25 protein-coding genes and 1 tRNA gene are annotated in these 26,895 nt (G+C 67.1%); 21 read left to right on the top strand and 5 right to left on the bottom strand.

Features of this window, described 5'->3' with window-relative positions; genetic code table 11:
• Nucleotides 1-252: 252 nt before the first annotated feature.
• From C6A82_RS00215 to C6A82_RS00175, 9 genes are all read left to right on the top strand, one after another.
• Nucleotides 253-540, top strand: a complete 288-nt coding sequence (locus C6A82_RS00215) for a hypothetical protein (RefSeq protein WP_142406056.1) — start codon at nucleotides 253-255, stop codon at nucleotides 538-540.
• A gap of 1 nt (nucleotide 541) precedes the next feature.
• Nucleotides 542-1,804: a nucleotide sugar dehydrogenase gene (locus tag C6A82_RS00210; RefSeq protein WP_105348991.1), complete on the top strand. Its 1,263-nt coding sequence runs from the start codon at nucleotides 542-544 to the stop codon at nucleotides 1,802-1,804.
• A complete protein-coding gene (locus tag C6A82_RS00205; protein ID WP_105348989.1) occupies nucleotides 1,801-3,138 on the top strand; it encodes a glycosyltransferase in 1,338 nt (445 codons plus the stop codon). Before C6A82_RS00210 ends, C6A82_RS00205 begins: the two co-directional genes overlap by 4 nt.
• Nucleotides 3,135-4,106, top strand: a complete 972-nt coding sequence (locus tag C6A82_RS00200; protein ID WP_105348988.1) for an NAD-dependent epimerase/dehydratase family protein — start codon at nucleotides 3,135-3,137, stop codon at nucleotides 4,104-4,106. Before C6A82_RS00205 ends, C6A82_RS00200 begins: the two co-directional genes overlap by 4 nt.
• Nucleotides 4,099-5,025 (top strand): polysaccharide deacetylase family protein, encoded by a 927-nt coding sequence (locus C6A82_RS00195; RefSeq protein WP_158261674.1) that lies wholly within the window; start codon nucleotides 4,099-4,101, stop codon nucleotides 5,023-5,025. Before C6A82_RS00200 ends, C6A82_RS00195 begins: the two co-directional genes overlap by 8 nt.
• A complete protein-coding gene (locus C6A82_RS00190; RefSeq protein WP_105348985.1) occupies nucleotides 5,022-5,645 on the top strand; it encodes a hypothetical protein in 624 nt (207 codons plus the stop codon). The genes C6A82_RS00195 and C6A82_RS00190 overlap by 4 nt, the downstream gene beginning before the upstream one ends.
• A gap of 113 nt (nucleotides 5,646-5,758) precedes the next feature.
• On the top strand, nucleotides 5,759-6,730 hold the full coding sequence (locus tag C6A82_RS00185; RefSeq protein WP_105348983.1) for a pirin family protein: 972 nt from the start codon (nucleotides 5,759-5,761) through the stop codon (nucleotides 6,728-6,730).
• Nucleotides 6,731-6,805: 75 nt separating this feature from the next.
• Nucleotides 6,806-7,102 carry a GNAT family N-acetyltransferase gene (locus C6A82_RS00180; RefSeq protein ID WP_105348981.1) on the top strand — a complete coding sequence of 99 codons (297 nt, stop codon included), beginning with the start codon at nucleotides 6,806-6,808 and terminating at the stop codon, nucleotides 7,100-7,102.
• A gap of 20 nt (nucleotides 7,103-7,122) precedes the next feature.
• Nucleotides 7,123-7,941: a thioesterase family protein gene (locus C6A82_RS00175; protein ID WP_105348980.1), complete on the top strand. Its 819-nt coding sequence runs from the start codon at nucleotides 7,123-7,125 to the stop codon at nucleotides 7,939-7,941.
• A 5-nt stretch (nucleotides 7,942-7,946) separates the two neighbouring features.
• Here the strand turns inward: C6A82_RS00175 and C6A82_RS00170 are convergent, their stop codons facing one another.
• Genes C6A82_RS00170 through C6A82_RS00160 form a run of 3 tightly spaced genes read right to left on the bottom strand, consistent with a single transcriptional unit; the run spans nucleotide 7,947 to nucleotide 11,208 of the window.
• Nucleotides 7,947-8,426 (bottom strand): nitroreductase family deazaflavin-dependent oxidoreductase, encoded by a 480-nt coding sequence (locus C6A82_RS00170; protein ID WP_105348978.1) that lies wholly within the window; start codon nucleotides 8,424-8,426, stop codon nucleotides 7,947-7,949.
• Between the two features lie 9 nt (nucleotides 8,427-8,435).
• Complete coding sequence (locus tag C6A82_RS00165; RefSeq protein WP_105348977.1) at nucleotides 8,436-8,933, bottom strand: pyridoxamine 5'-phosphate oxidase family protein; 498 nt, start codon at nucleotides 8,931-8,933, stop codon at nucleotides 8,436-8,438.
• Nucleotides 8,934-8,946: 13 nt separating this feature from the next.
• Nucleotides 8,947-11,208 carry a molybdopterin-dependent oxidoreductase gene (locus C6A82_RS00160; protein WP_105348975.1) on the bottom strand — a complete coding sequence of 754 codons (2,262 nt, stop codon included), beginning with the start codon at nucleotides 11,206-11,208 and terminating at the stop codon, nucleotides 8,947-8,949.
• A gap of 67 nt (nucleotides 11,209-11,275) precedes the next feature.
• On the opposite strand from C6A82_RS00160, the gene C6A82_RS00155 reads away from it, so the two are divergent.
• The 5 genes from C6A82_RS00155 to C6A82_RS00135 all read left to right on the top strand — a co-directional run bounded on the left by C6A82_RS00155 (nucleotide 11,276) and on the right by C6A82_RS00135 (nucleotide 16,272).
• Entirely contained in the window at nucleotides 11,276-11,860 is a 585-nt protein-coding gene (locus C6A82_RS00155) for a TetR/AcrR family transcriptional regulator (protein WP_105348973.1), read from the top strand.
• Between the two features lie 24 nt (nucleotides 11,861-11,884).
• Nucleotides 11,885-12,730: a hypothetical protein gene (locus C6A82_RS00150; protein ID WP_105348972.1), complete on the top strand. Its 846-nt coding sequence runs from the start codon at nucleotides 11,885-11,887 to the stop codon at nucleotides 12,728-12,730.
• A 130-nt stretch (nucleotides 12,731-12,860) separates the two neighbouring features.
• A complete protein-coding gene (locus tag C6A82_RS00145) occupies nucleotides 12,861-14,273 on the top strand; it encodes a wax ester/triacylglycerol synthase family O-acyltransferase (protein WP_105348970.1) in 1,413 nt (470 codons plus the stop codon).
• A 1-nt stretch (nucleotide 14,274) separates the two neighbouring features.
• The gene (locus C6A82_RS00140; protein ID WP_105348968.1) at nucleotides 14,275-14,727 is read left to right on the top strand and encodes a pyridoxamine 5'-phosphate oxidase family protein; all 453 of its coding nucleotides are present in this window, start codon (nucleotides 14,275-14,277) and stop codon (nucleotides 14,725-14,727) included.
• Nucleotides 14,728-14,952: 225 nt separating this feature from the next.
• Nucleotides 14,953-16,272, top strand: coding sequence for a multidrug effflux MFS transporter (locus C6A82_RS00135; protein ID WP_105348966.1), 1,320 nt, complete (start codon nucleotides 14,953-14,955; stop codon nucleotides 16,270-16,272).
• Nucleotides 16,273-16,294: 22 nt separating this feature from the next.
• On the opposite strand, the gene C6A82_RS00130 is transcribed toward C6A82_RS00135, so the two are convergent.
• A tRNA-Leu gene (locus C6A82_RS00130) sits at nucleotides 16,295-16,380 on the bottom strand.
• A 223-nt stretch (nucleotides 16,381-16,603) separates the two neighbouring features.
• On the opposite strand from C6A82_RS00130, the gene C6A82_RS00125 reads away from it, so the two are divergent.
• From C6A82_RS00125 to pknB, 7 genes are all read left to right on the top strand, one after another.
• On the top strand, nucleotides 16,604-18,085 hold the full coding sequence (locus C6A82_RS00125; protein WP_105349014.1) for an FhaA domain-containing protein: 1,482 nt from the start codon (nucleotides 16,604-16,606) through the stop codon (nucleotides 18,083-18,085).
• Between the two features lie 109 nt (nucleotides 18,086-18,194).
• Nucleotides 18,195-18,662, top strand: a complete 468-nt coding sequence (locus C6A82_RS00120; protein WP_105348964.1) for an FHA domain-containing protein — start codon at nucleotides 18,195-18,197, stop codon at nucleotides 18,660-18,662.
• On the top strand, nucleotides 18,659-20,170 hold the full coding sequence (locus C6A82_RS00115) for a PP2C family serine/threonine-protein phosphatase (RefSeq protein ID WP_105348962.1): 1,512 nt from the start codon (nucleotides 18,659-18,661) through the stop codon (nucleotides 20,168-20,170). The genes C6A82_RS00120 and C6A82_RS00115 overlap by 4 nt, the downstream gene beginning before the upstream one ends.
• On the top strand, nucleotides 20,167-21,570 hold the full coding sequence (locus C6A82_RS00110) for an FtsW/RodA/SpoVE family cell cycle protein (protein ID WP_105348960.1): 1,404 nt from the start codon (nucleotides 20,167-20,169) through the stop codon (nucleotides 21,568-21,570). Before C6A82_RS00115 ends, C6A82_RS00110 begins: the two co-directional genes overlap by 4 nt.
• Nucleotides 21,567-23,042, top strand: coding sequence for a D,D-transpeptidase PbpA (pbpA, locus tag C6A82_RS00105; RefSeq protein WP_105348959.1), 1,476 nt, complete (start codon nucleotides 21,567-21,569; stop codon nucleotides 23,040-23,042). The genes C6A82_RS00110 and pbpA overlap by 4 nt, the downstream gene beginning before the upstream one ends.
• Nucleotides 23,039-24,343, top strand: coding sequence for a serine/threonine-protein kinase (locus C6A82_RS00100; RefSeq protein ID WP_105348957.1), 1,305 nt, complete (start codon nucleotides 23,039-23,041; stop codon nucleotides 24,341-24,343). The genes pbpA and C6A82_RS00100 overlap by 4 nt, the downstream gene beginning before the upstream one ends.
• On the top strand, nucleotides 24,340-26,220 hold the full coding sequence (gene pknB / locus C6A82_RS00095; RefSeq protein WP_105348955.1) for a Stk1 family PASTA domain-containing Ser/Thr kinase: 1,881 nt from the start codon (nucleotides 24,340-24,342) through the stop codon (nucleotides 26,218-26,220). The genes C6A82_RS00100 and pknB overlap by 4 nt, the downstream gene beginning before the upstream one ends.
• On the opposite strand, the gene C6A82_RS00090 is transcribed toward pknB, so the two are convergent.
• Nucleotides 26,198-26,872, bottom strand: a complete 675-nt coding sequence (locus tag C6A82_RS00090; protein ID WP_105348954.1) for an aminodeoxychorismate/anthranilate synthase component II — start codon at nucleotides 26,870-26,872, stop codon at nucleotides 26,198-26,200. The two genes, pknB and C6A82_RS00090, sit on opposite strands and share 23 nt — an antisense overlap.
• Between the last annotated feature and the right edge of the window lie 23 nt (nucleotides 26,873-26,895).

Genomic DNA, 26,895 nt, shown 5'->3' with positions numbered 1-26,895 from the left:
CCACTTCACACAGTAAGGAACGCAGTCCATGACGGTTCGCAAAGCAGGAGCGACAGTGGCCCTCGCGGCCACGGGCCCAGCTAGCGAGTCGCGCCACTGGTCTTCAACCTGATGACCAAACCGTCTGACGAAACCCAACCAGGCCGAGTAGCCCCGTCTCTTGATCGGGGACCGAGTCCCTCGAACACCACAATTGAATCCGTCCCGTCGAAGAACGAGATCTTCGCTCAAGTCAATCGTAGGTATAAACAAATGCCCCCGACAGAAGCCCCATCCGACTACATCCTGATCACTCCTGAATTAGTAGCTAAGACCATCGCCGGGATTCCGCTCATCGGCTACGCCCGAAGGGCTCTAGAGAACGCCGGGTTGGCCGCCACCGTCGTCGCCAACCGCATCACCATCTCCGGAGCTGTGGAAGCGCAACTCACCTCCTCCAACGGCTCCGTGTGGTGGCAGGTCTACGCCGTCGACGGCACGCCTCCGGCGTGGACGGTCGGCATCGAGACCGAGACCATGTCGAGCTGGACCGGGTGTTGAGATGACCGTTTCCATCACCGCCCCCGCACTGGCCTTGTCCGGTCGCACCGTCGCTGTCGTCGGACTGGGTTATGTGGGCCTACCGACCGCGCTCAGCCTGGCGGACCACGGAGCCGCCATCGTCGGGTACGACGTCAGCGAGACCCGGCTGGCCGATATCAAGAGCGCTCGGGTGGACCTGCTGGCGCGAGATCGCGCCCGGCTGGCCCTACATCTGCATGCCGACTCGCTGGCGCTGACCACGGAGGCGAACGCCCTGGCCGGGGCCGAGGCCGTCGTGGTCTGTGTTCCTACTCCGGTCGACGCTCACCAGTCCCCCGATTTGCGGGCCCTGCGAGGTGCCTGCGCAGCCGTGGTCGCCAACGCCGTGAGCGGACAAACCATCGTGCTGACCTCGACCACTTATGTCGGTTGTACTCGAGAATTGCTGGTAAAGCCCTTGGAAGACAAGGGATTCGAGATCGGCACGGATGTCTTCGTGGCGTTCGCCCCAGAGCGTATCGATCCTGGAGTGGAATCCCACGCGCCGGATCACACGCCCCGAGTCCTGGGCGGTGTTACGCGGCGTTGCACCGCCCAGGCCACCGCTGTGCTGCGGCATACCGCCAGCAGTCTGCATGCGGTGTCCTCTCCTGAGGCTGCGGAGATGACCAAGCTGGTAGAGAACACCTTCCGCGCGGTCAACATCGCGCTGGCCAACGAGTTCTCCGACATGGCCGGTGAACTGAACGTGGACGTCGTCGAGGTGATCAGCGCTGCCGCGACCAAGCCCTACGGGTTCATGCCGTTCTACCCCGGGCCCGGCGTCGGCGGCCACTGCATCCCTTGCGATCCGCACTACCTGCTGTGGCAGTTGCGGGCCAAACGGCACGACTCGCCGGTGACCCGGACCGCGATGACCGCGATCGCGTTGCGGCCGCGCAACATCGTGGCCAAGGGCCGCCAGATGCTCGCCGAGTCCGGCATCGCCACCGCGGGCGCGCACATCCTGGTGGTCGGCGTGACCTACAAGCCCGACGTGGCCGATGTCCGGGAGTCCCCAGCTGTCGAAATCGTCGACGAGTTGATCGCCGCCGGTGCTGCCGTCGAGTACACCGACTCCTGGGTGGATCGCCTGGAGACCCCCCAGGGCACGCTTATGAGCCACGAAACACCCGAACAGGGCAGCTGGGATTTGGTGCTGGTTCACACACGCCATGCCAACACCGACCTCGACTGGCTGGCGAAGCACCTGGTGCTCGACGCCACCTACCGGCGTTCGTGAATCCGAACCCATGGCTGGCCTCGATCAGCATCATCTTGGTCATCGGCTTCAACACACTGGTCTGGGGTATGGCGTCCGTCGCCAGAATTCCTGGCAGGATCGCCGTGCGCTTTCGACCGCCGGTTGCTTCCAAGTACCAGCGCGAGGACGTCGGCCTCATCATGGCCGCACACAACGAGGAAGCGGTGATCGCGGCCTCACTGGTGGCCATGCTGAAGCTATTGCCGGCCTCGCAGGTCCACATAGTGAGTGACGGCTCCTCCGACCGCACTCTTGACATCGCGCGGGAGTTCGGAGTGCACGTGCTGGACCTCCAACCCAACCGGGGCAAGGCCGGTGCCATCCAGGCAGGCATCGACCACTTCGAGCTCATGGATCGCTTTTCGATCGTGATGCTCCATGACGCCGACACCCGGCTGTCGTCCGATTACCTGGAGACGGGCCTGCCGTTCTTCGACGATCCCGACGTGGCGGCGGTCTCGGGTGTAGTGAAGACCCAGACGGAACCACCGCCCAAGACATTGCGCGGGCGCTTCCTGACGCTCCACCGCCTGCGGCTCTATGCCGTGATCCAGGGGTTGGTGAAGAACGGCCAGGCGGCGAAGTACATCAACGTGATGCCGATCGCGCCGGGCTTCGCGTCCATGTACCGGTCGGACGTGCTGGCCAAGGTCAACATCACCCGCCCCGGCCTGGTGGTCGAAGACATCAACATGACATTCGAGATCCACCTGCAGAAGCTCGGCCGGGTGGCCTTTCACTCGAAGTGCGCGGTGGCCTACACCCAGGATCCGGACAACTGGACCGACTACTGCAAGCAGGTGTACCGCTGGACGCTGGGCTTCTGGCAGACCTGCCGCGTGCACAAGCGCCATGTAAGCAAGTTCTGGGCGTCGGTGGTGATGCAGGCCACCGAGCTGCTGCTGTCCGTCATCGTGCTGGGCACCCTGCTGCCGTTAATGGCGCTCACGATCTACACCGAGTACTTCGCCGAGACCTACGGCTATCTGATGGTGAACGGAACCATAGTCCTTGGAACACTGAGCCTTTGGCACGTCATGATCGGGTTCTTCGTGCCCGATATGACGCTTACCGTCTACGCCGCAATCACAGCGCGGCGGCCCTCGCTGCTACTGCTGATCCCGTTCTTCCCTTTCATGCGGTTCATCGACTCGGTGGTCGTCATCAAATCCATGTGGGCGGCGTTCCACGTCAAAGGTTCCAACGGCAGTTGGGTCAGTCCTGTCCGCCGGGAGACCGTTGCTTCCAACACGATTGGGAAGCACTGTCTTGCCTCCGTTTCGCGGCCGGTAGAAATAGAAAGAGTGTCATGAAAAGCGTCATCACCGGAGGTGCCGGTTTCATCGGCAGTCACCTCACCGATTACCTGCTCGCCCACGGAGATCACGTCAGCGTGCTCGACGACTTCTCCACCGGGTCTCGGGCCAACCTAGCTCACCTCGACGACGATCCGCGTCTACAGACGTTCGAAGGGTCGATCCTCGACCAGGATCTACTCGAAGGGGTCATGACCGGAGCCGACAGAGTGTTCCATCTGGCCGCCGCCGTCGGTGTCCGGCGCATCATCGAAGATCCGCTGCGCAGCATGCAGATCAACCTCCACGGCTCCGAGAACGTCATGCGGGCTGCACTGGCCGCCGACGCGGTGATGGTGCTGATGTCCACCTCCGAGACCTACGGTATGAACACCGCCGACTCCTTGGACGAGAATGCTGACCGCATCCTTGGCTCGCCGCTGGTCGCGCGATGGTCCTACGCGGCCGCCAAGAGCCTCGACGAGGCGTTCGCGCACGCCTACTGGCGCGAGCACGGTCTGCAGGTGGCCATCGCCCGGCTGTTCAACACCGTGGGGCCACGCCAAACCGGCCGCTACGGCATGGTGGTGCCCAACCTCGTCAGGCAGGCGCTGCATGGCGAGCCGCTGACCGTGTTCGGTGACGGACTGCAGACCCGCTGCTTCTCCTACGTCGGCGACATCGTGCCCACATTGGTGACGCTCTCGGCGACACCGAGCGCTTATGGTGACGCCTTCAACCTTGGCGGGGCTCAGGAGACCTCGATCCATGACCTAGCCAAGCGAATCATCGAACTGACCGCGTCCACCAGCACCATCGAATTGGTGCCCTACGCGATGGCCTATGGCGAGGGCTATGCCGACATGCGCCGCCGGGTGCCGAACAACGCCAAAGCCCAACACAGATTGGGCTTTTCGCCTGACACCAGCCTGGACGACATCATTCTCGCAGTGGCTGCGGGCCTCAAGGAGAACGCTGATGTATAGGCTTAGCACGCTGCTGGCTGTCACGCTGCTGGCTAGCGGATGCGGCGTCACCCTCGTCAAGCCAACTGAGCCCGTGGCCGCAGTGGAGGAATCGGCATCAGCCGCTCCGCGCGTCAACCCGTTCCTGCCGTCACCAGTCGTTGAACCACTGATGCTCGCTCCAGGGCAAACGGTGGTCACTCTCACCTTCGACGACGGCCGGGTGTCCAATGCCCGGGCAGCACAGATCCTGAATGCTCAGGGCCTGCGGGGGACGTTCTACGTCAACTCCGGCGGCATCGGCCAGCCCGGCTTCCTGGCCCTGGCCGACCTCGATTGGATCGCAACCAGCTCGGGCAACGAGATCGCCGGGCACACCGCCACCCACGCCAAGCTCGACGAACTGGACGTCGAGGCGGTCCGACGCGAGGTCTGCAATGACCGCACCCAATTGATGCGCTGGGGGTTTCCGGTGCGCAACTTCGCCTACCCGTTCGGCTATGTCACCCCCGAACTCGAACAAGTCGTCGCGGGCTGTGGCTACAACAGCGCCCGTGGCCTCGGCGAGCTGGCGACTGTTCATCCCCCCACCAACCCCGGGACGGCCTACACATGCGCGGACTGCGACTGGGGTGAGGCAGTGCCGCCGGTCAACTCGATGGACACCAGGGCCCCCGCACAGGTTATGGCCGACTGGTCCTTGGCCGACTACCAACGACAGGTGACCGAGGCACAGGCCGGTGGTGGCTGGGTGCAGTTCACCTTCCACGGCATGTGCCCCATCGACTGCTCCGACATCACTGCGTCGGCTGCGACATTCACCGATTTCGTCATCTGGCTCGCCGATCAGCAGGCACAGGGCGGTGTCATCGTTCGCACCGTCGGCGAGGTGATCGGCGGTCCGGTACAGCCGGCACCGCCAATTGAAGGGACGTCGTGATTCGCACGCTGGGTGCGGCCCTGTTCCTCGCCTTGGGCCTCGCCATTCTCACTCCCGCGCACGCCGACGACGGTTCGTGGCACACGAACATCCTGTCGTACACCTTCCATGTCGGTGAGGTCAACGGTTCAGGCCCCAACGACAGCCAGGAGATCAGCGCCTACGACCCGAACTGGATGGAGAACTACGGCGGTTGTGACGGCATCCGCGGCAGCGATGGGGTGTGTCGGTTGGACTCTCGCGATTCGTCCAACGGCTACTTCCCCACCTCCATGACGCCCAAGCAGAATCCGTTCTATTTGGACGTGCCCGTGTCAGATCCCGCTCTGAAAAACCGCTGGGTGCAGATTCGGGGCCCGGGCGGCACGTGTTTCGGGCAGGTCGAGGACGCCGGTCCAGCGGTCTACCACGACCGTGCCTATGTATTCGGCACCGATGACCGGCGCCCCGCGAACACCATCGCCCAAGGTGGTGGAATGGACGTGTCGCCAGCTCTGAACGGCTGCCTTGGCTTCAATGGCCGCGACGGCATGGTCGACTGGCGCTTCGTCGACGCTCCGCCGCGGGGGCCGTGGACCCGGATCGTCACCACCAGCCCGGCGAGCTGGCCGTGGCATTGAGTTTGTCAATCGCTGTGAGCGCCGGCCTGCCGAACCGCGATCTACGACACATCTGGTACCGGATCAGGCGCGCAGCCAGGCTGAGGGCCGGGCCAAAGCGCTAGGGTAACGAGGTGAGCAACACCGATGCCGCACCCGCCGAAGTGGTCTGCGCGGCATCGGCATTCACCGGCGTCCTGCATCCGCGAGAGGTGCCGCTCGGCGGTCCGCGCGCCATCCGCGTGCGCCGCACCCTGCCGCAGCGCGAGCGGTCCCTGATCGGCGCCTGGTGCTTCGCCGACCACTACGGCCCGCACCACGCCGCCGGCGGCACCGGCATGGATGTTCCGCCGCACCCGCACACCGGGTTGCAGACCGTCAGCTGGCTGTTCGAGGGCGAGGTCGAGCACCGCGACAGCGCGGGCGTGCACGCGTTCGTCCACCCCGGCGAGCTGAACCTGATGACCGCAGGCGCGGGGATCTGCCATTCGGAGGTCTCCACCGCCGCGACGACCGTTCTGCACGGCGTGCAACTGTGGGTCGCACTGCCCGAGTCCGACCGTGACACCGAGAGGGGCTTCGCCCACTACGCGCCCGAACCCGTCGCCGTTCCTGGCGCGATGCTGCGGGTGTTCCTCGGCGAGCTGGCGGGTAGCCGGTCACCCGTGCACACCTTCACGCCGCTGCTCGGCGCGCAGATCGATCTGGACGCCGGCGCGCATGTCGACCTCGACATCGACCCGTCCTTCGAGCACGGTGTCCTTCTCGATGAAGGCGGCCTCGAAGCGGCGGGCACCGCGCTCGACGTCGCCGACCTGGCGTATCAGCCCACAGGACGGGAGAACCTCACGCTGCGCAACACCGGTGACGGGCCGGCCCGCGCGATCGTGCTCGGCGGACCGCCGTTCGGCGAGCACCTGGTGATGTGGTGGAACTTCGTGGGCCGCAGCCACGAGGACATCGCCGCCTATCGTCGGCAGTGGGAGAACCGCGATGACCGCTTCGGCGCCGTCGACGGATACCAGGGACCGACGATCCGACTGCCCGCGCCGCCGCTGCCCAACGCCACGCTGCGGCCACGTCCAAATCCGAAGGGAACGCCATGACCCAAACCGAAGACGAGTGTGAGCGAGGATCGCAGCGAGGAACGAGCGAGGACCGGAGCGAATAGGAGTCGAGGCATGACTGAAGATAAATCCGGTGCACCGACCACCGTCACCGCGGAATCGGAGCAGTACACGATCGAGGTCGAGGGCAAGAAGGTCGGCAAGGCGGAGTTCCAGGACCGCAGCGGGAAGCGCGTGTTCACCCACACCGAGGTCGACGAGGACTACGAAGGCCGCGGTCTCGCAACGATTCTCATCGGGCAGGCGCTGCAGCAGACCCGCGACGCCGGGCTGCGCATCGTGCCCCAGTGCCAGATGGTTGCCGCCTACATCGAAAAGCACGACGAGTACTCCGACATCGTCGAAAATTAGGCCAGCTATCGTCTTTGGCGATGACGACTCATACTCGGGCGTTCTTCGCCGCCGACGTGGATTTGCTCGTGCCGAGCCCGCTCGCACGTGGACCGTGGGGATCGACGATCAGCGGCACCTATATCGGCGGCCTGCTCGCGCGGGCCGTCGAACGTGCAGGCGGCGACCCGGATCTTCAGCCCGCACGGCTGACCGTCGACCTACTGCGGCCGGTCAAACTCGCCGAGCCGGTCCGTGTCGACACCACCGTCGAGCGCGAAGGCAAGAGAATCCGGCTGGTGGACGCCGCGATGCGCCAGGACGGCACCGTCGTCGCCCGTGCCAGCGCGCTGTACCTGCGCCGGGCCGAGCAACCGCCCGACTCGGCCTGGACGTTGCCGATCGAGATGCCGCCGCCGCCCACTCAAGCGGCCGACGTGTCGGGCGACTTCACCATGGAACTCTGGACCTACAGCTCGAACTCGGAGATGGCCGCGCCGAGCAACGATTTGAGCCAGTGGCGGCACGGCGGCCAGAAGTACGCCTGGGTGCGCGACATCATGCCCCTCGTCGACGGTGAGCTGGTCTCTCCGTTCGTGCGCGCCGCGATGGCCGGCGACGTGACCAGCTCGCTGACCCACTCCAGCGCAAGCGGTTTGAACTACATCAACGCCGACTACACGTTGACGCTGAGTCGGCTCCCCGACGGGGAGTTCATCGGATTGGCAGGGCTCACCCACTACAGCCACGCAGGCGTCGCCACCGGAACCGCGACCCTGTTCGATCACCTCGGGCCGATCGGCTCCGGGATCGCGACAGGACTGGCCAACCCCGGCTTCCGGCCGCCGTCGCGCAGCTGAAGCGGCTAGCGCGGCTTGAGGATGAAGACGGGGATGTCGCGGCTCGTCCACGACCTGTAGGCGTCGAAGTCGGCGTAGGCCTCGACCAGCTTCGGCCAGAGCCGCTCCTTCTCCTGCGGGCTCGCGGCCACCGCATGCACCGCCCGCCGGTCACGGCCGATCTCGATGTGCACGTCGGGATCGGCGATCAGGTTGTGATACCACTGCGGGTTCTCGTCGCGACCGCCCATCGACGCGACGATGATCACGTCGTCGCCGTCGTTGATGTAAACCAGCGGCGAGGCGAACACCTTGCCGGACTTGCGGCCCTTGTGTTCGAGCAGCAGCGTCGGCACCGGCTTCTTGGCTCCTGCGCCGACGCGCCAGGTGCCGCCGATCTTGCCGCCGCTCTTCCGGTACGCCCAGGCGTGCGCGCGTCCCGCGTATCTCATCGCCGTCTTCACGAACGGCGCGTTCAGTTGCTTGGGCTTCTTGTCTGCGTCCATGACCTCAACCTATAGATACTGTGCGGTGCTGCCGCCGATCGGCATCGGATCCATCCCGAGCTTGTGGTGATCCCAGCTGCGGGTCCGGCCGGGCACCACCCGCACGCAGACCCGGTTGCGCATCATCGCGTCGACGAACGGCCGCATCTCGTCGGTGTACGGGCCGGTGTAGCGCTCCCACACACTTTTGCCCACGCGCAGATTGGTTTCCGGGTCATCGATGATCTCGGCGGTGCCGTCGATCGACACACCGCGCAGGGTGTCGTAACTCTTCCCGTCCTCGATCATCACGGTGATGGTCGGGTCGCGGCGCAGGTTCACCGCCTTCTGCGATTTGGCCTTGGTCTCGAACCAGATCTCACCGTCGACGACGGCGTACCACATCGCGACAAGGTGCGGCCGCCCGTCCGGCAGCACGGTGGCCATGGTGGCCGTGCGGCTGCGTTCGATGAATTCCGCGATCTCCTCGTCGGACATGACGATCTTCGCCCGTTCGTTCTTGCCCACGGCGAAGATACTTTCAGGTCCGTGCCGCGGTGACCGTCACCGGGATGCCGTTGAGCGCGCCGTTGCCCGAAGGTTCGTCGATGAACGCCGGCGGCGACAGCACGTTGGTGTTGACCCCGGGCGAGCTGTTCGCGACGGCCATCCGGGTGCCCTCCTTGCCGTGCCCCCAGCCGTGCGGCATCGACACCACGCCGCGCATGATCGCGTCGGTCACCTCGACCGGCACGTCGATGTGGCCGCCCGACGACGTCACGGTGACGAGATCGCCGGTTTGCAACTCGAGGCGCTTGGCGTCGTCGTCGTGCATCACCAGGGTGCAGCGGTCCTTGCCTTTCATCAGCGGACCCACGTTGTGCAGCCACGAGTTGTTCGACCGCAGATGGCGTCTGCTCACCAGAACCAGATCGTCGTGCTCACGGTCCAGCCGGGCCGAGAGCCGCGGCAGATCATCGAGCAGGTACTGCGGCGCGAGCCGGATCTTGTGGTCCGCTGTTCCGAGCGCCTCGGGCACCCGGGGAACCATCGGGCCGAAGTTGATGCCGTTGGGCTTTGCTTTCAGCTTCTCGAGTGTCACCCCGTCCGGATTCTCACCGTATTGATCGCCGAAAGGCCCTGTGCGCAAGGTCAAGTCGAGGATTCGCTCGGGTCCGCCATGCGCGTAGCGCTCGCGGATCTCCGCTCCGTCGAGGCCCTGCGTGAACGCCATGTAGTCGAAGAAGCCGTCGTCGATCGCGGCCACGTCGACATCCTCGGCGGGTGTGCCCGTGCACAGGCCGGTGAGGCGGATCAGGATCTCCCACTCCTCCGGCGCCTCCGGGTCGGGTCGGGTGAACACCGGCGCCGAGTAGTTGGCGATGCTGTTGATCGCGAAGTTGAGGATCAGGTCGTCGTGGTGGGGCTGCTCGAGCGGTGACGAACCGGGCAGGATCACGTCGGCGTGCCGGGTGGTCTCGTTGAGCCACAGGTCGACGGCGATCATCGCGTCCAGCGTGGGCAGCGCCTCGTCGAGCCTGTGACCGGCGGGCGTGGACAGCACCGGATTCCCCGCGACGGTGATCAGCGCCTTGATCTGTCCCTCGCCCGGCGTGGCGATCTCCTCGGCCAGACACGACACCGGCACCTGTCCGAGCACCTCCTTGGCGCCGCGGACTCGGGTGCGGAATCGGCCGAAGTCCGGCGCGCCGTCCTCCAGCCCCGGTATGGGTTGCACCGTGACCGACCATGCCGCCGCGCGCGGGAACATGGCGCCGCCCTCGACGTCGAAGTGACCGGAGAGGATGTTGACGACGTCGACGAGCCAGCTGGCGAGGCTGCCGAACTCCTGGTTGCAGGTCCCGATCCGGCCGTACACCACCGCCCGTGGAGTGGCGGCGAGCTCGCGTGCCAACTCCCGGATGCGCTCGGCGTCGATGGTGGTGACGGCGGCGACCCGCTCGGGCGACCATTCGGCGGCGACGTCCCGCATCCGGTCCAGCCCGTCGATGTGCGCCGCGAGGTGCCCCAGGTCGACGAGCCCTTCGGCGAAGAACGTGTGGGCGACGGCCAGCAGCAGCGCCGCGTCGGCGCCGGGCGTGATCGGCAGCCATTCGTCGGCACGCGCCGCGGTCGCGGTGCGGACGGGGTCGATCACAATGACCCTGCCGCGCTTGCGGATTCCGTCGATGATGCCCATCACGTCGGGAGCGGCCAGCAGTGAGCCCTGCGATGCGGCGGGGTTGGCGCCCATCACGACGAGGAGGTCGGTGCGCTCCACATCGGGCACCGGGAAGCTCCACCAGCCGCCGTACATCAGATGCGACGACAGGTTCTTGGGCCACTGGTCGACGGTGCCCGGCGAGTAGCTGAGCGGGATGCCCGACATCCCGAGCAAAACTCCGGTGTAGCGGCCCAGCGAAAAGGAGTGCGCCAGCGGATTGCCGGTGTAGCAGGTCACCGCACCGATGCCATGCTGCTCGATGATCGGCGCCAGGAGTTCGGTGCAGCGCCGGAACGCCTCGTCCCAGCTGACCTCCCGCCACTGACCGTCGGCCTTGATCATCGGTTGCCGGATCCGGTCCGGATCCTCGTGCAGGGCCCCGAGCGTCGCCCCCTTGGGACAGATGTGCCCGCGGCTCCAGGTGTCGTCGCGGTTTCCGCGGATACCCGCGACCCTGCCGCCCTCGACGTGAATCTCCAAGCCACACATGGCTTCACACAGCGGGCAGGTGTAGAGGTGTCGCCCGTCTTCTCCCGGCGCCGCCACCGGAAGGGGCTCCTGTGTCGATCCCGCGGTCATCGCGCCTCCATGTCAGCCGTAGACGTGACACACTGTATCGACAAAGCCGGATCAGGGGAATGCATTCGTGGCCACAACGCGGCATCGGCGCCAGGGCTCGCGCCGTGACCCGGCGATCGACGAGGCGGTGCTGGCGGCGACGCGCACGCTGCTGGTCGAGCGCGGCTATTCGGCGACGACCATCGACCTGATCGCCGCGACCGCCGGGGTGAGCAGGCCCGCGGTCTACCGCCGGTGGAGCAGCAAGGCGCAGTTGGTGCACGAGGCCGTCTTCCCCGATCTCGGCGCCGAGCCTCCCGCGGACGACTTCACCGCCGAGATCAGCCGGCTGTGCACCGGCGCTGTCAGGATGTACCGCGATCCGGCTGTGCGCGAGGCGATTCCGGGCCTGATGATCGACCTGCGCTCCGATCCCGGGCTGCGCCGGGTGATCCGCGACCGGTTGGAAGCCGCGGCGCGCAGCCAACTCGCCACGACGGTCGAAGGGGCGGGCCTCGCAGGGGTGGCGCGAAACGGTATCAGCGCCGACACCCTGATGGACATGATCGCCGGCGGCGCGTGGTACGCCGTGTGCGTGCGTCATGTGACGAACGCCGACCGCGCGGCCAAAGAGTTGACCGATCTCGTCTTACACGGTGTGCTGAGCAGGTAGTTCGCGGACGAGAGGAGTGCCACAATTCTGCAAGACATAAGGCAGTTGGCCGGTGACCCCGAGGCGTATGCGGCCGAACTGTCCAGGCGCTGGGGCGGGCTGCTGAGCTACCGCTACATCGGCCGCTTCCACGCCTCGATGGACAACGGCGAGCCTGACGAGACCGTGACGGTGCGCCGCGACATGCGCAATCCCAGCGGCGGCCTGCTGCTCGCGGTGCTCGGTATCGCCTCACCCGACAGCGGCGGGGTCTCCGACCTCGAGGCGGTACCCAATCCAGTGATCTGGTCCGGCCAGGTCCTCGACCCGGGCCATGACGTCAACCGATTCGAGGTCAGAACCGAGGTGCTCAAGCAGGGCCGACAGATGGCCTACAGCCGGTCGCAGATCGTCGACGCGGACAATCCGAGTCGCGTGCTCGCGCTGACCGAGGGCCAGGGCGTCAGCATCGGCGTGCCGCCCGAAGGCCTGCAGAAGATGGAGCACGTCCCCCTCGAGATCGTCGACTCCCCCGACCTCCCGCCGCTGTGGCAGGTGTTCGGCGGCGCCTGCCGTCCGGACGGCCATTGGGTGCTGCCGGAACTGTCGGCCGAAGTCGCCTCGCCCGACGCCGCACTGCACATCGGCCCGCAGTTCGTCATCCTCGAAACCGCCGCGTTCGACGTGTCGTGTCGCGCCGCGGGCACCGACAAGCTGCAGGGCGTGTCGTCCCACGTGATGTTCCTGGCGCGCGGGAAGGTCGGACCGTTCCGCGTCGAGGCACAGCCGATCCTCGGCGCCGACGGGACCGTCGCCGCGCGCTCTGTCCTGCACGACGAAGGCAACGGCGACAAGGCCATCACCGCCGCGTCATACGTCTTCCGTCACTGAGTTGCGCAGAACCAACCGATCGCCTTGTCGACCACCTAGCTGAGGACGCACGAGCGCTGGCCCCGCGGGCCATGCGAAGAAGGGACCTATGTCCCTATTCCGGCGTCCGTCGAGGGCGAAGGCTGAGGGTATGGAGCAGCTGACCGTACTGGACGCGGGATTCCTCGAGGCCGAGGACTCCGATCGTCATGTGAGCCTTGCCATCGGGGCCATCGCGGTACTCGCCGGACCAATGCCCGACTTCGACTCGTTCGCGGCCGACCTGGCCGAACGCATCACGTCGGTACCTCGTCTGCGTCAGGTCCTGCGTCGGCAGACCCTCGACCTCGCGGCTCCCCAGTGGGTGCCTTGCGCCGACATCGACATCGCCCACCATGTGCGGCGCGCCGCCCTGCCGAGGCCCGGTGACGACGCCGCGCTGTTCCGGTGGGCGGCAGAGGTGATGGAGCGGCGGTTGGATCGCGATCGTCCGCTGTGGGAGTGCTGGGTCGTCGACGGCTTGGCGAGCAACAGGTGGGCGATCCTGATGAAGCTGCACCATTGCATCGCCGACGGCGTCGCCGCGACACACGTGCTCGGGGCGCTGTGCGACGACGGCGGCGGCGCGACGTTCGGCACCGAGATCCGAGCCGCCCGCGCGCCTGCTCCCCGCGGTGTGCGCCTGCCCGCGTTGAGTCTGAATCCGGTGGACTGGGTGACCATGGCCTGGCGGACGTCTGCGGGGGTGACGTCCGCCGCCACCCAGGTTCTGCAGGGAGCGGCCGAACTCGCCGGTGGCCTTGTCCGACCCGCAGCTCCTTCGTCGCTGACCGGACCGGTGAGCAACATGCGTCGCTACGCCTCTGTCGAGGCGTCGCTCTCCGACGTCACACGGATCTGCGAGCGCTTCGAGGTCACGGTGAACGACGTTGCGCTGGCGGCGATCACCGGCAGCTTCCGCACGATGTTGATGCGGCGCGGTGAGCAGCCCCGGCGCAATTCGCTTCGCACCCTGGTGCCGGTGTCCGTGCGGTCCACCGATGCGACCGCAGAGCCGGGCAATCGTGTGTCGGTCATGCTGCCGTACCTCCCCGTCGACAAGGCCGATCCCATCCAGCAGTTGCACGCCGTACACGCGCGCCTGACACGGGCCAAGGGCAGCGGGCAACGTCAAGCGGGGAACGTCTTGCTGACGGCCGTGAATGCGCTGCCGTTCGCTTTGACGGCGTGGACGGTGCGGGCGCTGACGCGGCTGCCCCAGCGGGGCGTGGTCACGTTGGCGACCAATGTTCCAGGACCGCGCAAGCGGATGCGGGTCGCGGGCCGCGAGGTCGTCCGGCTGTTGCCGATCCCGCCACTCGCCCTTCAGCTGCGCACCGGCATCGCGATCCTGAGCTACGCCGATCACCTGTCGTTCGGCATCGTCGGCGACTACGACGCGGCGCCCGACGTCGAGGAACTCGCGAGCGGTATCGAGCGCGCGATCGACCGCCTGGCGGCCCTGACGACGACGCATTGGCGCTCGACCCCGGCAGGTACTCTCGCACTGGTACAAGGAGGTTGACATGCCGAAAGGGCAACCGCTGGAGGAGCTCAACCGCAGGCAATGCCTTGACCTGTTGGCCGGGCCACGCGTCGGGCGGCTGGTGTTCACCGAGGACGCGCTGCCCGCAGTCCAGCCGGTGAACTACCGGGTGTGGGGAGACGACGTGGTGATCCGGGTGGCCGGTGGGGCCAAGCTGGCGGCCGCCACGCAGAACCAGGTGGTGGCGTTCGAAGCCGACGAGGTGGACCCGGACCTGCGTACCGGGTGGAGCGTGACGGTCGTCGGGCATGCCGAGCCGATCACCGACGTCGACGCCCTCGTCGAACTCGCGGGGACATTCCTGCAGCCGTGGGTGGAGGGACGCCGTGACCACTTCGTGCGGATCCGGACCGAGAAGATGACCGGCCGCCGCTTCCGGGATCCGGCCAGCCCGCGGTATCACGGCGTCGGCGAAGGCGCCGCACCGTCCTGAGCGGCGGTAACGAGCGCGAATTTGTGAACGGGCGGGGCTCGGGCGCGAGCGCCGACGCGGTGCGAATCGTCTCGCGATCCGATGACTAGCGCGTCCATGGAGTCTGCGGCCTTCATTCGTAGGAAACGTGGTTATCACCGATGACTCGTCGACCGCCGGCCGCAGATAGGGGCGAAAGTCCGCATTGCAGTGGTGACGCGAGCGCTGAACACGGATAGTCCTGATATGACAACGTCGGAGCCGACGAGGTGGAGCGGTAGCGCAGGCCGGCGCCTCGTCGTCGTGCTCGCCATCGTCGCGCCCATCGAGCAAGTCGGCTTCGACATGTACGCGCCCGCTCTGCCGAAGATCGCCGAACACTTCGGCTCCTCGAACGCGCTGGCGCAGAACACCGTGACCGCTTACATCCTCGGGATGGCTTTGGTCGTTTTGCCCATCGGTCTGGTGGCCGACGCGATCGGCCGCAAGCGGGTGCTGCTGACCGGGCTGAGCCTGATGGCGGTCACCAGCGTCGGTTGCGCGGTGGCCACCGGAATGCCGATGCTGCTCGGGCTGCGATTCGTGCAGGGCATGGGCGCGGGGACGTGCCTGCTGCTCGCCGCGACGATCGCCGCGGACTGCTTCAGGGGCGCCAAGCTGGTGTCGGTGCTGGGCATACTCGGCGCGGCATGGGGCGCGGCACCCGTGCTCGCGCCCGCCGCCGGCGGCTTCATCGTGCAGGTCGCGTCGTGGCGGGTCGTGTTCGTCTTGCTGGCAGCCGTCGTGGCAGCGGCCACTCTGCTGGTCGCCGTCGCGCTGCCGGAAACACTCGAGGCCGACCGTCGCACGCCCGTCGATCTGCGCGCTGCCGCCGGTGTGCTCGGCGAGGCGCTGCGCCATCGCGTGTTCGTCGCGTTCACGGTCATGTTCGGGATCGTCGGCGCCGCGCAGATGGTGTTCGGGGTGGCCGGTCCGTTCCTTTATCAGGTGGGACTCGGGTTCGCCTCCGCGACATACGGTTTCATTGCACTCGGGGTGGGGGCCGCGAACTTCGTCGGCGCCGCAGCGTGCGGCGCACTGGCTCAGCGCACCTCGACTCCTCGACTGGTCACCGTCGGCGCGGGCATGCTCGCCCTCGGTGGTCTGGTCCTTGTCGTGTCCGCTCATCTCGTCGGGTTCAACGCCTGGTTCATCACCGCGGGCGCTGCGATGGCGATGCTGAGCACCGGCGTCCTCGATCCACTGAGCAAGGGCCTGGCGATGGGTGTGTTCAAACGCAACATCGGGCTTGTCACCGGATTGATCAACACGGTCTGCTACGTGTCGATCACGCTGGCGTCGGCCTTGGTTGCCTGGCTGCCCGAGTCGTCGCAGGCCCCGTTGGGCTGGCTGTATGTCGGCGCGGCGATCGCCATCACGACACTGCTGCTGACGATGGGCCGGAAAGCCGGTGAGACGGTGCAGACGCCTGCGGACGGCGAAGAGATGTGTTGCTCACCGCGCTGCTACCTGCGACACGAAGGCCGCACACATGCAGAAGGCCACGACCCGTCTCCGGGCTCGTGACCTTCTCTGGCCGGCGCTCGATTGGTGGGCGAAGGGGGACTTGAACCCCCACGTCCCGAAGGACACTGGCACCTGAAGCCAGCGCGTCTGCCATTCCGCCACTCGCCCCAACAACCGGGGGAGCCTATCAAACATGGCACCCCGATCCCCAACCGTAGGTGATCGGCTGATGCCCGCCACCAGCGCCTGGACGATTCTCAGAGTTCTGTTGGTCCCGCATCTGTGTGCCGTGCCGATACCATGCAATGTGACAGGTGTGGTTATGCGACACGCGGCTGACCGGGCATCTGCTCAGTAGTGACGGATGACGGCGACGAAGGCAGGCGGTGAGATGGGTCTGGTTGACCGCATCGAGCGCAAGCTCGAGTCGACGGTGGGCGACACCTTCGCGCGGATGTTCGGCGGATCGATTGTGCCGCAAGAGGTCGAGGCCATGCTGCACCGGGAGGCAGAGTCCGGTGTGCGCGAGTTGGCGGGCGGCAGGCTTTTGGCGCCCAACGAGTACTTCATTACCCTCAGCGTGCCCGACTACAAGAAGATGAGCGCCGACCCGGACCTGACTTCGGCCACATTCGCGCGGCACTTGGAGGGTTACATCAATGAGCAGGGGTGGCAAACGTATGGTGATGTGGTCGTTAGATTCGAGCAGTCGGCGAACTTGCACACCGGACAATTTCGCACTCGTGGGACGGTCAACCCTGACTCGACCACTGGCGAAGCCGCTCCAGCACAACGAGACCGCGCGTACACCGCAGAACCAGGAGTACAACCGATGACCGACAACCCGAATTACCGCGGAGGCCAGGGACCGGGGCGGCCCGACGACTATTACGACGAGCGCTACGGTCGCCCCGAGGAAAAGGGCCAGGACCCTCGCGCCCAATATCCGCCCGACCAGCGCGGATACCCGCCCCCGGGCGACCAGGGCCAGCGTCCCGGCTACCCCGACCAGGGCGGCTACCCGGATCAAGCCGGCTATCCCGAGCAGGGCGGCTATCCGCCGCAGCCGCCGTATGAGCAGCGCCCGCCCGCCGGCTACGGTCCGCCGCAGGGCGGCGGCTACGACCAGGGCGGCTACCGTCAGGCGCCCGGCGGTTACCCGCCGCCTGGCGGACAGCCACCAGGCTATCCCGATCAGGGCGGCGGCTACGGCCGCCCGGACTACGGGCAGCCACCCGCCGCGCCGCGCCAGGACGATTACGGTCGCCCACCGACCGGCTACCCCGACCAGGGCCAGCCCGCCTACCCCGACCAGGGCGGCGGCTACCCCGACCAGGGCCAGCCGGCCTATCCCGATCAGGGCGGCGGCTACGGCGACCAGGGCTACGGCGGCGGTCAGGCCTACGGCCGCCAGGAATACGGCCAGCCCGACTACGGACGCCAGGACTACGGGCAGCCGGGAGGCGTCGGCTACGGCGATCCTGGCTACGGCGAGCCCGCGGGCGGCGGCTACGACTACGCCGCTCCCGCGGCGGCGCCCGGTGGTTACGGAGCCGGCTACGGGCAGGGCGACTTCCCGGCCGGCGGTGCCTCGGTCACCCTCCAGCTCGACGACGGCAGCGGGCGGACCTATCAGCTGCGCGAAGGCGCCAACGTGATCGGCCGCGGCCAGGACGCCCAGTTCCGGCTGCCCGACACCGGCGTTTCGCGTCGGCATCTGGAGATCCGCTGGGACGGCCAGGTCGCACTGCTGACCGATCTCAACTCCACGAACGGCACCACCGTGAACAACGCACCGGTTCAGGACTGGCAGTTGGCTGACGGCGATGTGATACGTCTCGGACACTCCGAGATCATCGTCCGCGTCCACTGAGGCTGTGGGCCGGTCACAGCACGGGTACAAGCTGTCGGCTTCCCGCTCACGCTGGTGACTGTCCAAGTATCGTGACGTTGCCGAGGGGCTGGGACGGGAAGGACGTCGGATGCAGGGATTAGTGCTGCAGCTGACGCGCGTCGGATTCCTGTTACTGCTGTGGCTCTTCATCTGGTCGGTGCTGCGCATCCTGCGCACGGACATCTACGCACCGACCGGAGCGGTGATGGTTCGCCGCGGCCTCGCGCTGCGCGGTTCGCTGTTGCCGTCGCGGCAGAAACGACATACCGCCCGAACGCTGGTGGTGACGGACGGCGCGCTGGCCGGCACACGAATCACGCTGGGCGGCCAGCCGGTGCTGATCGGCCGCGCCGACGATTCCACGCTGGTGCTCACCGACGATTACGCGTCGACCCGGCACGCCCGGCTGTCGCAGCGGGGTTCGGAATGGTATGTGGAGGACCTAGGATCGACCAACGGCACATACCTCGACAGGGCGAAGGTGACTACGGCGGTACGGGTTCCATTAGGCACGCCGGTTCGAATCGGCAAAACGGTGATTGAGCTGCGCCCGTGACGCTAGTACTCAGATACGCCGCGCGCAGCGACCGCGGCCTGGTCCGGGCCAACAACGAAGACTCCGTCTACGCGGGCGCGCGCCTGCTCGCGTTGGCCGACGGTATGGGCGGCCACGCGGCAGGCGAGGTCGCATCGCAACTGGTGATCGCCGCGCTTGCCCATCTCGACGACGACGAGCCCGGCGGCGATCTGCTCTCCAAGCTCGACTCGGCGGTCAGGGATGGCAACTCGGCGATCGCCGCGCATGTCGAAGCCGACCCCGACCTCGAGGGCATGGGCACAACGCTCACGGCAATCCTCTTCGACGGCAACCGACTTGGGCTCGTGCACATCGGTGATTCCCGCGGCTATCTGATGCGCGACGGTGAGCTGTCGCAGATCACCAAGGACGACACGTTCGTGCAGACCCTGGTCGACGAGGGTCGGATCACCGCCGAGGAGGCGCACAGCCACCCGCAGCGCTCGCTGATCATGCGGGCGCTCACCGGACATGAAGTCGAACCCACGCTGATCATGCGCGAGGCGCGCGCCGGGGATCGCTACCTGCTGTGCTCTGACGGGCTCTCCGACCCGGTCAGCCACGAGACGATCCAGGAGGCCATGCAGATTCCGGACGTCGCCGAGAGCGCCGACCGGCTCATCGAATTGGCGTTGCGCGGCGGCGGACCGGACAACGTCACGGTTGTCGTCGCCGACGTTGTCGACTACGACTACGGACAAACCCAGCCGATCCTCGCCGGTGCGGTATCCGGTGACGACGACCAGCCGCCGCCCGACACCGCGGCGGGCCGCGCGTCTGCGTTCAATCCCCGCCGCACCGAAGCCAAACGTGTTGTCGCGCAACCCGAAGAGGTACCGAAACCGCCGCGCTCGCGGCGCAAGATGTTGATCGCAGGCGTGGTGCTGATTCTCGTCGTGCTCGCGGGGCTGGCCGTCGGCAGAGAGATCGTCCGCAGCAACTACTACGTCACCCAGCACGACGGCACGGTCTCGATCATGCGGGGTGTTCAGGGATCCTTTCTCGGCTACCAGTTGCAGGAGCCATATCTGCTCGGATGTCTGAACGAGCGAAATGACCTGTCGCTCATCAGCGCCCAGCAGTCCCGCGACAGCCTGGACTGCCGGATGCTCAACGTCAACGACATGCGCCCATCGGAGCGCGCGCAGATCATCGCGGGCCTGCCGTCGGGCAGCCTGGACAACGCCATCGGACAGATCGAGCAGCTCGCCCGCGACTCGGTGCTGCCCACGTGCCCGACGCGCACGCCGCCACCGCCTCCGCCACCGCCTCCGTCGCCAGCACCACCCCGCGCACCCGAATCACGGGGTCCCGCACCGGAAACGCCGACCGATCCCAGCAGCCCTCCTGGCAGCCCCACCCGCGGACCGCTTCCCGGCCCGGCTCCCGAGACGCCGACCACCGTCACCGCTCCCCCGACGCCGACAGCCACCGCGCTGCCGCCGCCGCCCTCCGAGCCGGGCAAGACCTGCCGGACAGTGTCATGACGACACAGCCCCAGCCGGCTGTCACCGTATTGCCGCCACTGCCCAACCGGCGCAATGCCGAACTCGTCCTGCTGGGGTTCGCCACCGTCATCACCACCGTCGCGCTTCTCATCGTCGAGGCCAACCAGGAGCAGGGCATCAGCTGGGATCTGGCCTCCTACACGCTCGCCTACATGGCGCTGTTCGGCGGTGCGCACCTGACCATCCGGCGCTTCGCGCCGTACGCCGACCCGCTGCTGCTGCCGGTGGTGGCGCTGCTGAACGGGTTGGGGCTGGTGATGATTCACCGCCTCGACCTCGCCACGAGCGACGGTGCTTCCGGCCCAAGCGCCAACCAACAGATGCTGTGGACCCTCGTCGGCGCCATCGCGTTCTCCTTGGTCGTGGTGTTCCTTCGCGATCACCGGATGCTGGCGCGATACGGCTATGTCTGCGGCGCGGCCGGGTTGATCCTGCTTGTCATCCCGGCTGTGCTGCCCGCGTCGATGTCCGAGCAGAACGGCGCGAAGATCTGGATTCGGTTGCCTGGCTTCTCGATTCAGCCTGCCGAGTTCTCCAAGATCCTGCTGCTGATCTTCTTCGCCGCGGTGCTGGTGTCCAAGCGCAGCGTGTTCACCAGCGCCGGTAAACACGTGCTCGGCATGGATCTGCCGCGGCCGCGCGACCTGGCGCCGCTGCTGGCCGCGTGGATTCTCTCGATCGGCGTCATGATCTTCGAGAAGGACCTCGGCACGTCCCTTCTTCTGTACGCGTCGTTCCTCGTGCTGGTGTACGTGGCGACCGACCGATTCAGCTGGGTGGTCATCGGCCTCACGTTGTTCGCAGCGGGAAGCGTTGCGGCGTACTACATCTTCGCCCATGTCCAGACGCGCGTGCAGAATTGGCTCGACCCGTTCGCCGACCCGGACGGCGCGGGCTATCAGATGGTGCAGTCGCTGTTCAGCTTCGCGACGGGCGGAATCTTCGGCACCGGTCTCGGCAACGGCCAGCCCGGCGTCGTGCCTGCGGCGTCAACGGACTTCATCATCGCCGCGGTCGGTGAGGAACTCGGGCTCGTCGGCCTCGCCGGCGTGCTGATGCTCTACACGATCGTCATCATCCGCGGGCTGCGCACCGCTATCGCAGTCCGCGACAGCTTCGGCAAGCTGCTCGCCGCAGGCCTGGCCTCGACGCTGGCGATCCAGTTGTTCATCGTCGTCGGCGGCGTCACCAAGCTGATCCCGCTGACCGGCCTGACCACTCCGTGGATGTCCTACGGCGGGTCGTCGCTGCTGGCCAACTACGTGCTGCTGGCCATCCTGATCCGCATCTCGCACGCGGCCAGGCGGCCGATCGTCACCAAGCCGCCCAACAAGGCACCGATCGCGGCGGCTAGCACCGAGGTGATCGAGCGCGCATGAACACCTCGCTTCGCCGAATCTCGGTCATGATCATGGTGTTGATCGTGCTGCTGCTGGCCAACGCCACTCTGACGCAGGTCTTCACGGCCGACGGGCTGCGGGCCGATCCCCGCAACCAGCGCGTCCTGCTCGACGAGTACTCACGTCAGCGCGGCCAGATCTCCGCGGGCGGACAGCTTCTCGCGTACTCGGTGTCCACCGACGGCCGGTTTCGATTCCTACGGGTCTACCCGAACCCGTTCACCTACGCGCCGGTCACCGGCTTCTACTCGCTGCGGTTCTCCAGCAACGGCCTCGAGCGCGCCGAGGACACCGTCCTCAACGGGTCCGACGAGCGGTTGTTCGGCCGCAGGCTGGCCGACTTCTTCACGGGGCGTGACCCGCGCGGCGGCAACGTGGCGACGACGATCAATCCGCAGGTGCAGCAGGCGGCCTGGGACGCGATGGAAGAGGGCTGCAACGGGCCGTGCACCGGCGCCGTCGTCGCACTCGAGCCGTCGACGGGCAAGATCCTGGCAATGGTGTCGGCGCCGTCGTACGACCCCAACCTGCTGGCCAGCCACGACGTCGACGCACAGGCCAACGCCTGGCAGCAGCTGCGGGACAGCCCCGGCAACCCGCTGCTCAACCGGGCGATCTCGGAGACGTACCCGCCGGGGTCCACCTTCAAGGTCATCACGACGGCCGCCGCCTTGCAGGCGGGTGCCAACCCGAACACGCAGTTGCCGTCCGCCGCGCGAATTCCGTTGCCGGACAGCACCGCAACGCTGGAGAACTTCGGCGGTGCGACGTGTGGCGGCGGACCGTCCGCCTCCCTGCGTGACGCGTTCGCCAAGTCGTGCAACACCGCGTTCTTCCAGCTCGGCATCGACACCGGTGCCGACCAGTTGAAATCCACCGCGCAGGCTTTCGGCCTCGACACCAGTCCCGAGCCGATTCCGCTGCAGGTCGCCGAGTCCACCGTGGGCCCGATCAGCGACGCCGCCGCCCTGGGTATGTCGAGCATCGGGCAGAAGGACGTCGCACTAACACCCCTGCAGAACGCGCTGGTAGCGGCCACCATCGCGAACAAGGGGACATCGATGCAGCCGTACCTGGTCGACAGCCTCAAGGGGCCCGACCTGTCGAATATCGCGACCACGGCGCCGCACGAACAGCGCCGTGCAGTGTCGGGGCAAGTCGCCGATACACTTACTGACTTGATGGTCGACGCCGAGCAGGCTACGCAGCAGAAGGGAGCCATCGCCGGCGTGCAGATCGCATCCAAGACGGGCACAGCGGAGCACGGGACAGACCCGCGCAACACTCCGCCACACGCGTGGTACATCGCGTTCGCGCCCGCTCGCGCCCCGAAGGTTGCTGTCGCGGTGCTGGTGGAGAACGGCGGCAACCGCCTCTCGGCCACCGGCGGCGCGCTCGCCGCACCCATCGGCAGGGCGACCATCGCAGCGGCGTTGCGGGAGGGCACATGAGCCCCCGCGTCGGAGTGACTCTTTCGGGCCGGTACCGCCTGCAGCGGCTGATCGCCACCGGCGGCATGGGCCAGGTGTGGGAGGCGGTCGACTCCCGGCTGGGCCGCCGCGTCGCGGTCAAGGTGCTCAAGGCCGAGTTCTCGTCCGACCCGGAATTCGTCGAGCGGTTCCGCGCCGAGGCGCGCACTGTCGCGATGCTCAACCATCCGGGTATCGCCAGCGTGTACGACTACGGCGAGACGGATATGGATGGTGAGGGCCGCACCGCTTATCTGGTGATGGAGCTCATCAACGGCGAACCGCTCAACTCGGTGCTCAAGCGCACAGGACGGCTCTCGCTCCGGCATTCGCTGGACATGCTCGAGCAGACCGGCCGCGCGCTGCAGGTCGCCCACACCGCGGGCCTTGTGCACCGCGACGTCAAGCCGGGCAACATCCTGATCACCCCGACCGGCCAGGTGAAGCTCACCGACTTCGGTATCGCGAAGGCCGTCGACGCCGCACCCGTCACGCAGACCGGCATGGTGATGGGCACCGCCCAGTACATCGCGCCCGAGCAGGCGCTTGGCCACGACGCCACCGCGGCCAGCGATGTGTATTCGTTGGGAGTCGTCGGCTACGAAGCGGTTTCGGGTAAGCGCCCGTTCACCGGTGACGGGGCGCTGACGGTGGCGATGAAGCACATCAAGGAGACGCCTGCTCCGCTGCCCGCCGACCTGCCGCCCAACGTTCGCGAGCTGATCGAGATCACCCTGGTCAAGAACCCGGGCATGCGGTATCGCTCCGGGGGTACGTTCGCCGACGCGGTGGCCGCCGTGCGCGCCGGGCGCCGCCCACCGCGGCCGAACGCCTCCCCGACTCTCGGCCGCGCCGCGCCGACGGCCGTCGGATCCGCCCCGCCAACGGCCATGGCCCCGCGTGGCCCGGCCACGGCGGCCCGCGTGCGGCCCGTAACCGCCGGACACCGCCCACCTCCCCCGCGGCGGACGTTCTCGTCGGGCCAGCGTGCCCTGCTGTGGGCCGCGGGAGTCCTCGGCGCGCTGGCCATCGCCATCGCGATCCTCATCGTGCTGAACGCCCAGGACAAGAAGGACCGCGAGTCGCCACCGCCGACGGTCACCGACACCGTCACCCAGACCACCCCGCAGGGCGCTCCGCCGCTGTTCACAGTGCCGGATTGGACCGACGAGGGGCCCATGGGCCATGGTGGAGAGCAAATTGGGGTATACCGGCCCGACGCGATCTCGCCGTCCGCAACGCTGCGGGCTGCGTCATCGGACCTAGAACAGACATTGGAATGACCACCCCGCAGCACCTGTCAGACCGCTACGAACTCGGCGAGATCCTCGGCTTCGGAGGCATGTCCGAAGTCCACCTCGCGCGCGATGTGCGCCTCCATCGAGACGTGGCGGTAAAAGTGCTGCGCGCAGACCTCGCCCGCGATCCGAGCTTTTATCTCCGGTTCCGCCGCGAAGCCCAGAACGCCGCCGCCCTGAATCACCCCACGATCGTCGCGGTGTACGACACCGGTGAGGCCGAGACGGCGAACGGGCCGCTGCCCTACATCGTGATGGAGTACGTCGAAGGCGTCACGTTGCGTGACATCGTGCACAGCGACGGCCCGATGGAGTCGCAGCGCGCCATCGAGATCATCGCCGATGCCTGCCAGGCGCTGAACTTCAGCCATCAGCACGGCATCATCCACCGCGACGTCAAACCCGCCAACATCATGATCAGCAAGACCGGCGCGGTGAAGGTGATGGACTTCGGCATCGCCCGTGCACTGTCTGACGCCAGCAGCGTCACGCAGACCTCCGCGGTCATCGGCACCGCGCAGTACCTCTCCCCCGAACAGGCCCGCGGTGAGAAGGTCGACGCCCGCTCCGACGTGTATTCGCTCGGCTGCGTGCTCTACGAAATCCTTACCGGCGAACCGCCTTTCGTCGGTGATACGCCCGTGGCGGTGGCTTATCAGCATGTGCGCGAGGATCCGATCCCTCCGTCACAGCGCCATGCGGGCATATCGCCGGAGCTGGACGCCGTCGTGCTCAAGTCGCTGGCCAAGAACCCCGACAACCGCTACCAGACCGCAGCGGAGATGCGCGCCGACCTGATCCGGGTGCACAGCGGCGAGACGCCCGATGCGCCGAAGGTGCTGACCGACGCCGAGCGCACGTCTCTACTGGCGTCGACGGGTCCGATGCACCACCAGTCGCCTGCGACCGAGCAGCTACCCACCCACCAGCCCCCCGACTACGGCCGGCGCGACCGCGGTGGGTCCGTCGGCCGATGGGCCATCGCGGTGGCCGCTCTGGTGGTGCTGACCGTCGTGGTCACGATCGCGATCAACATGATCGGCGGCAACACCCGCCAGGTGCAGGTGCCCGATGTGAGCAACCAGCTGTCGGCCGATGCGGTGGTGGCGCTGCAGAATGCCGGATTCAAGACGCGCACGCAGCAGAAGACGGACTCGACGATTCAACCCGACCGCGTGATCGGTACGGAACCCACTGCCGGTACCTCGGTCGAGGCCGGCGACGAGATCACCATCAACGTGTCGGTGGGTCCCGAACAGCGCGAGATTCCCGACTGCGCAAGCCAGACGCCTGCTCAGTGCATCGACAAACTGAAGGACGCGGGTTTCGGCCGGTTCAAGCAGAGCCCGTCGTCGTCGACGCCCGAACTGAGGGACCGCGTTGTCGGTACGTTGCCGCCGGCCAACCAGACCTCGGCGATCACGAACGAGATCACCATCGTGGTCGGGTCGGGGCCGGAAACCAGGGCTCTGCCCGACGTGAAGGATCAGTCCGAGGAATCGGCCCGACAGATACTGACCGCGTCCGGCTTCGCCAACATCATTGCTGTTCCGACCGACAGCACCACCCCGTGTGGTCAGGTCGTCGGTACCGACCCGGCCGCAGGTGGCCAGATCCCCGTCGACACCGCGATCCAGCTACAGACCTCGCAGTGCAACCAGTTCACGATGCCCGACCTGCGCGGTCAGTTCTGGACCGACGCTGAACCCCGACTGCGGGCGCTCGGCTGGACCGGCGGTTTGGACAAGGGTGCCGACGCACGCGACAGCGGCCAGCGCACCAACGCTGTCGTCACTCAGAGCCCCGCGCCGGGTACCGCAGTGAACTTCAGCGCGACGATTACGCTGAGCTTCGCTGCGTAGCCGCGCGCACCGTGTTGGCGACTTCGTCTTCCAGAGTCCGCACCAGGGACTCGGCGGGGGCCGCGCCGCAGTAGCCCAGCCAGTTGGCCAGCATCCGGTGCCCGCCCTCGGTGAGGATCGACTCGGGGTGGAACTGCACGCCGTGGATCGGCAGTTCGATGTGCCGCACACCCATGATCACGCCGCCCTCGGTGCGCGCGGTGACCTCGAGTTCTGCGGGCACCGTATCGGGCAGGATCGTCAGCGAGTGATACCGCGTCGCGGTGAATGGATCCGGAAGGCCCTGTAGGACACCAACATTGGCATGGAATACGGTGCTTGTCTTGCCGTGCAGCAGCTCCGGTGCCCGGTCGACGGTTCCGCCGAACGCCACCCCGATCGCTTGATGGCCGAGACACACGCCGAGCAGCGGCGTCCTCGCGGTGGCACAAGCGCGCACCAGCGGGATGGAGGCGCCCGCACGTTCGGGTGTACCGGGCCCGGGGCTCAGCAGCACGCCGTCGAAGTCGTCGGCGACCTTCGCGATTTCAGCGTCGCTCGAAAGACGGTCGTCGTCGTTGCGCCACACCTGCGCGTCCACCCCGAGCTGGCCCAGATACTGGACCAGGTTGAACACGAAGCTGTCGTAGTTGTCGACGACCAAGACCTGCATCAGCCCAGGTTACTCGGCGTGCC

Origin of the sequence: Mycobacterium sp. ITM-2016-00318, from assembly GCF_002968285.2 — a bacterium.
Classification (GTDB): domain Bacteria; phylum Actinomycetota; class Actinomycetes; order Mycobacteriales; family Mycobacteriaceae; genus Mycobacterium.
This window is presented reverse-complemented; position numbering and strand designations above follow the sequence as displayed.